This window comes from Arthrobacter sp. Hiyo1 (genome assembly GCF_001263615.2).
Lineage (GTDB): Bacteria > Actinomycetota > Actinomycetes > Actinomycetales > Micrococcaceae > Arthrobacter.
This window is the reverse complement of sequence record NZ_DF952472.1, coordinates 83,406-89,112: the sequence shown is the minus strand read 5'-3', so window position 1 is coordinate 89,112 and position 5,707 is coordinate 83,406. Positions and strand designations below refer to the sequence as shown.

The following is a 5,707-nucleotide window of genomic DNA, read 5'->3' as shown; positions in this document are numbered from 1 at the left end:
CTGCCGCGACTCGCCCCCCTGCATAGTGCCGAAAACGTGGTTCGACTGCGCATCACTGGCAAGGGGAAGCCATCGCGGCGCATTGTCGCTGCGGTGCGCAGTGGCAGCATTGCATCGCCCCTGATCAAGGAGTCGCTCGGCATCCTGCGGGTCAGCGCCAATCGGATCCTCACCGCCCGGCCCGAAGACGATCTCTAAAATCGGATGTCCGCGATTCCTTGCCGAAGGGCACGCGGCATCGACGCCGGCCGGGGCCTCGTCCAGGAAGGGCCGTCTCATCATCGGGGGCGCCGCGTGACCGTTTCCGCTCCGCGGCTGTGGCATGTTCAGTTAAACACCCATGTTTTCCGGCCACGATGGAGCATCGATAACGTCGCTTGGCTTGGTTCGGCCCCGCGGATCACTGTAGGCGTAGGAACCCGGCCGGCTGGCGCCACCGTCGTCTTGGCAGTTGCACTTGGCGTCGATTTGTAGCCGGACCGTGACGGGTTCGGAACCTTCGAAGTTCACGATTATCGGATCGGTGCCGGCGCCTGAGATGCGAAGCACGTTTTCCTTCGGCAGGGATTGATTCATTGTGGATTCCTTCTTTGGGCGCCGTTTGGCGAGCTTTGGGGCATTAGTTAGGTCCTCGAAAATCATCGCAGTGAGGGTCTGGCCGTATTTTCGAACGCAAGATCCTCCAGGAACGGCATTCCGTCCAGGTCGATCAGCGGGTTGTTGTCCTGGGTAGCGACCAGCTCGCGGGCCTCGGCCTCAGTATCAACGCTCGGCATGGAGCCGGGCAGTGGCCGCCGGGCGGATTCGCGCAGGAAGTAGATGCCGATCGCACCGACGATGGAAGTGCCCATGAGGTAGTAGGCCGGGGCCATGTCATTGTGCGTAGCCTCGATCAGGCCTTGGACGATGAATGGCGTTGTGCCGCCGAAGAGCGCCATGGAGAAGTTGTACGCAATGCCCATGCTGCTGTAGCGGCCCGATGTCGGGAACTGCGCGGGGAGCGCCGAGGCGAGGTTGGCGACATAGAACGTCACGGGGAAGGCGACAAGGGCAAGGCCGGCGAGCGTGGACCAGACATTGCCGACGCCGATCAGCAGGAATGCCGGGATAGCGAACAGAATGGTGCTTCCGGCACCGATCCAGAGGACGGGGCGGCGGCCGATGCGGTCGGACAGTTTCCCGGTCAGCGGGATGCAGGCTGCCATGATCACCATCACCGGGATGGTTAGCAGCGTGCCGTGGATGGGGTCGTAGCCTTTGGATTCGGTCAGGTATGTCGGCATGTAGGACGTCAGGACATAACCTACTGTGTTGGCAGCGGCGGCGAGGATCATGGCGAGGATGATTTGACGCCAGTAAGCCTTGATGATGGGCAGGGGACCGTTGGCCACCGTTTTGTCGGCTGCTGTAGCAACTGCAGATTGTGCTTGCCGGGCGTCGAGGGTTGCCTGGAACTGGGGGGATTCCTCGATCTTGTTCCGGAAGTAGACGGCGATCGCACCGAGCGGCCCGGCGATCAGGAAGGGCAGCCTCCAGCCCCATTCCTCCATGGCCGCTTGGCCCAGGGACAGTTGCAGCACGGACACGATCGCAGCTCCCAACGCGAAGCCGAGATACGAGCCCATGTCCAGGAAGCTCGCGAAGAAGCCGCGCCGCTTGTCGGGGGCATATTCGCAGACGAAGGTAGTGGCGCCTGCGTACTCGCCGCCGGTGGAAAAGCCCTGGACGAGTTTCAGGATCACCAACAGGGCGGCCGCCCACACGCCGATCTGGCGTAGCCAGGAAGGAGCCCGACGGCGAAGGTACTTGCCGCCATCAGCATTAGCGTCGCCGCCAGCACCTTCTGGCGGCCAATCTTGTCGCCGAGCCAACCGAAGATGACACCGCCCAGCGGGCGGGCGATGAATGTTGCGGCGAAGGTGCCGAGCAGGAACAGGGTTTGGACGGATCTGTCAGCTTCCGGGAGGAAGACGGGGCCCATAGTGGTGATCAGGTAGCCGAACACGCCGACGTCGTACCATTCCATGGTGTTGACGACGATCGTGCCGCCGAGTGCCTTCTTGAGCATCGTCTGGTTGACGACGTTGACGTCGGACACCTCTAGCCGCCTGTGTCTGAGGAGCTTCGGTTTCTGGGTCATAACGATTCCTTTTGCTCAATGTTGCAATTGGCTCATATGTGGCCGTCAGCCGGCACCTTGTGACAGGTTCGGTTCGCCCGCGGATAGGCGTGGTGCTTCCCTCGGAGGCCTTGGGAATGAAGCACCTCTCCTTCATTTAGGAAAGGACTCGCAAATACCGGTAGGCGCCAATTCTTGATCGTTCCGCATGGAACAACAGAATTCGCCATAAGCAACAGAGTGCGCTAGATCACAGTAATTGTCAAGGACGTTGCGCAAATGAGTTGCTTATCGTGAGTTTTGTTGCGTACAGGGGAACTGTCGCCATGGGTCTACTTGAGCCAGGCGGCGACCTTGTCCGAGTTCGCGTCGATCCATTTCTGCGCGGCGGAATCCGGGCTCATGTTGTCCTTGGCGATGTACCCGGCAACCGTGTCCTGGTCCTGGTTCGTCCACGTGAATCTTTTGACGAGGGAATACGCGGGGCTGCCGGAGTTGGCGAACTTGGTGGAGACGACCTTGTTGAGCTCGTACTTGGGGTAATCGCACGCGACCTTGGCCGCGTCGGCGTCGCAGCCGGGCGTGTGGGCCGGGAGGTTGACTTTGACGAGCGGGACCTCTGCGATGAACCACTGGGCTCGTAGAAGTAGCCGATCAGCGGGGTCTTGTTCTGCTCCGCTTGCCGGAAGGCCTGGATGAGCGCCGGTTCGCTGCCCGCATACACAACTTTGAAGTTGAGGCCGAGGTTCTTCACGAGGCTGCGTCGTTGGTGACAAAGGAGGGGTCACCGTCGAGGAGTTGGCCCTGTCCTCCGGACTCGGAGGTCTTGAACAAGTCTGCGTACTTGTTGAGGTTCTTGGAGTCCGTGATGTCCGGGTACTGCTTGGCCATCCACGGCGGCACGTACCAGCCGATTACGCCGGTGTTACCGGTCTGCCCGGCGTCGACCGCAGTCTTTTGCTGCTTGATGTACTTGTCCGCGAGCTCGGGGTGGCCCCAGTTCTCAAGGACGGTGTCCACCTCGCCGCTGCCGAAGCCCTGCCATGACACCTCTTCCTTGAGGGTCTTGTAATTTACGGTGCAGCCGAGCTTTTCCCTGGCAACGGTCCCTACGACGTAGCGTCCGCCTCGTACCCGACCCAAGGGTTTACGGCGACGTTGAATGCTCCGCATCCACTCTTTCCGCTTGGCGGGTTGCGCTAGGGATATCCCCGGCGCAGGCCGTGAGCGCGAGGACCGCGGTGAGGACAATTGCGGCAGACGTTCTCTTCCCCATCTTTGGGCCACGCTCCGTCAGTGATTTCTTCACGGCTCTTTCCTCTATCGGGTGCTGCCGAAGCGGGCAGTGGCGTGTTGGGTGATCCGGTCGAGCATGACTCCGAGAGCGGTGATGGCGATGCCGGCGGCAAGACCCTTTCCGAAGAGCTGGCTCTGGGAGAATCCGGCGACTACGAGATAGCCGAGTCCTCCGCCGCCGACGAGTCCGCCGACGACGACCATGGACAGGACGTAAAGCAAGCCCTGGTTGGCGGCGAGGACTACTGCCGCGCGGGCCATGGGGAGCTGGACCTTCGCGATCATCTGCCACGACGTTGTTCCGAGTGATTCCGCGGCCTCCACGGCAACCGGCGAGACACCTCGGACCCCGTCGGCAACCAGTTTCGTCGCGATGGGCACACCGTAAGCGAACGCGGCGGCGATCGCCGTGAATCGTGTGGGACCGAAGAGGGCGAGGGCCGGTACCAGGTACACGAAGGACGGGATGGTCTGGAAGGCGTCGAGCACGGGTCGGATAACCGAGTCGGCGGGCTTGCTCCGACCCATCCAGACGCCCAGGCAGACAGCGACGATGATCACAACGAACGCGGCTACTAGCGTGGTCGCGAGCGTCTTCATGCTCTCACTCCACAGCCCGCTTCCGAGGATCACGGCTTCGCACACGATCGTGACTGTGGCGGCCCGCCGGCCGGCGAGCACGAACGCGATTCCGAGCAGCGCGAGCGCCATGGCCCACCACGGCGACTGTGCGAGCACCGACTGGAGTGGGTCGACGAGAAGTGCGGTGACGGTGTCCTTGAGCCATTCCGTGAAGCCTGAGAACGTGCCGACCGTCCAGTCGGTCGCGGCTGAGACGGCCTTCGCCAGTGGGGTGCCGAGGTCGGGCGAAGCCGGGAACTTCGAGAGTGCAAGATAGATGTGCGAGAGATAGATGGCCACGGCGGCGACGACAGCGCTGGCGATGATAGTGGTCCGACGCATCTGCCGGCCCCCGAATGTGCCGGTCTGTCCCACTCCGGACCCGCGCTGCATGCGGGCTTCGATGCCTGAGCGTTCGGAGGCCCTCGTCGTGGTTCGGTCGAGCATGATCGCCATGAGCACGATGGCAAGGCCGGAGACGAACGCCGAGCCGACGTCGAGCGACTGGAGCGCCGGAGTGCCCAGTCCCGGGCCATTGATGAGCGCGGCTATGGTGGCCATCGAGAGCGCCGCCATTGTGCACTGGTTGATGCCGACCACGATAGTGCGCCGGGCCATGGGAAGTTGCACCTTCACGAGGGCCTGCCAGGGGGTGCTGCCCATGGACGCGACGGCCTCGAGCGTGGCCGGTGAGACCCCTCGGATGCCGTGCTCGGTGATGCGCACCAGCGGGGGCAGCGAGTAGATGATGGTCGTGACAATCGCGGCCGCCGGGCCGATGCCGAAGACGAGTGCGAGCGGTGCCAGGTAGGCGAACGACGGCAGGGTCTGCATGAGGTCGAGCAAGGGTGAGACCGCGGCCGAGACTCGGCGGCTTCGGGCCATGACAATGCCTAGCGGGAGTCCCGCGACTGTGCAGATGCCGACTGCGAAAAACGTGACGATGAGCGTGTCGATGCTTTGTGCCCAGTAGCCGAAGAACCCGAAGAGCAACACGCACACGCCGACGAGGAGCATCGAGCGCACGCCGGCGAACGCCAAGGCCAGCCAGGCGAGGAGCGCGACGACGCCGAGCCAGCCGATCTCCGGCACCGGGCGTCCGTCCGAGGCCTGGCTGAAGATGCCTTGGAGAAAGGTAACGAGCCCATTGATTCCGTCCGTGACCGGCTGGACGATGTGCTGGAACACGAAGGAGTTGGTGCGGGCGCTGTCAAAGGCGTCGCGGACGCTGTTCAGCCAGAGTTGGAAGTCCGTCTTGTCTGCGCCGCCCAACTCGAGGGTGTCCACGCCCTTGAGCGTGGCCCAGAGTCCGAGCCAGACGACACCAATGCCCACGAGCGAGACCGGGCGCCAATGACGTCGGCAGAATCCCAGGACAGCAGGACCTCCGGACGGGGTGGCAGGGGTTCGTCCTCCAGGTGAGTTGGAACGCGCGCCCCCGGACCGTCGTCGACGGTTGGCCCGCTCTGTGGCGATGCTCACCCGGCACCGCCTTGGTGGGAAGTCGGGGATGGCTCTTCGGCGACGACGACGCGGAGGATATCCTCGTCGTCGACGATGCCGAGGAATTCCTCGCCGTCGAAAACCCTAACGGGGAGCTCCGAGTGGAGGACCTGCCGCGCGGCTTCGCGCACGATGCGGTCGGCCTGCATCACCGGCCCGTCGAGCGCC

At 63.3% G+C, this 5,707-nt stretch carries 5 protein-coding genes and 2 pseudogenes; 1 reads left to right on the top strand and 6 read right to left on the bottom strand.

Translation table 11 applies throughout. The features are described 5' to 3' along the window. Positions 1–198: pseudogene (locus tag AHiyo1_RS26850) on the top strand (LysR family transcriptional regulator); the annotation flags it as partial. A 132-nt stretch (positions 199–330) separates the two neighbouring features. Here the strand turns inward: AHiyo1_RS26850 and AHiyo1_RS14055 are convergent. The 6 genes and pseudogenes from AHiyo1_RS14055 to AHiyo1_RS24790 all read right to left on the bottom strand — a co-directional run. Then, positions 331–576: a hypothetical protein gene (locus tag AHiyo1_RS14055; protein WP_059388983.1), complete on the bottom strand. Its 246-nt coding sequence runs from the start codon at positions 574–576 to the stop codon at positions 331–333. A 62-nt stretch (positions 577–638) separates the two neighbouring features. Continuing rightward, a pseudogene (locus AHiyo1_RS14050) lies at positions 639–2,140 on the bottom strand (MFS transporter). Positions 2,141–2,451: 311 nt separating this feature from the next. Next, positions 2,452–2,895 (bottom strand): glycine betaine ABC transporter substrate-binding protein, encoded by a 444-nt coding sequence (locus tag AHiyo1_RS25610; RefSeq protein ID WP_216363210.1) that lies wholly within the window; start codon positions 2,893–2,895, stop codon positions 2,452–2,454. Beyond that, entirely contained in the window at positions 2,870–3,292 is a 423-nt protein-coding gene (locus AHiyo1_RS25605) for a glycine betaine ABC transporter substrate-binding protein (RefSeq protein WP_216363209.1), read from the bottom strand. Before AHiyo1_RS25605 ends, AHiyo1_RS25610 begins: the two co-directional genes overlap by 26 nt. Before the next feature lie 147 nt (positions 3,293–3,439). Continuing rightward, positions 3,440–5,518, bottom strand: a complete 2,079-nt coding sequence (locus AHiyo1_RS14040) for an ABC transporter permease (protein WP_216363208.1) — start codon at positions 5,516–5,518, stop codon at positions 3,440–3,442. Then, the coding region (locus AHiyo1_RS24790; RefSeq protein ID WP_216363207.1) for a hypothetical protein at positions 5,515–5,707 on the bottom strand (193 nt) is incomplete at its 5' end. The genes AHiyo1_RS14040 and AHiyo1_RS24790, both read right to left, overlap by 4 nt.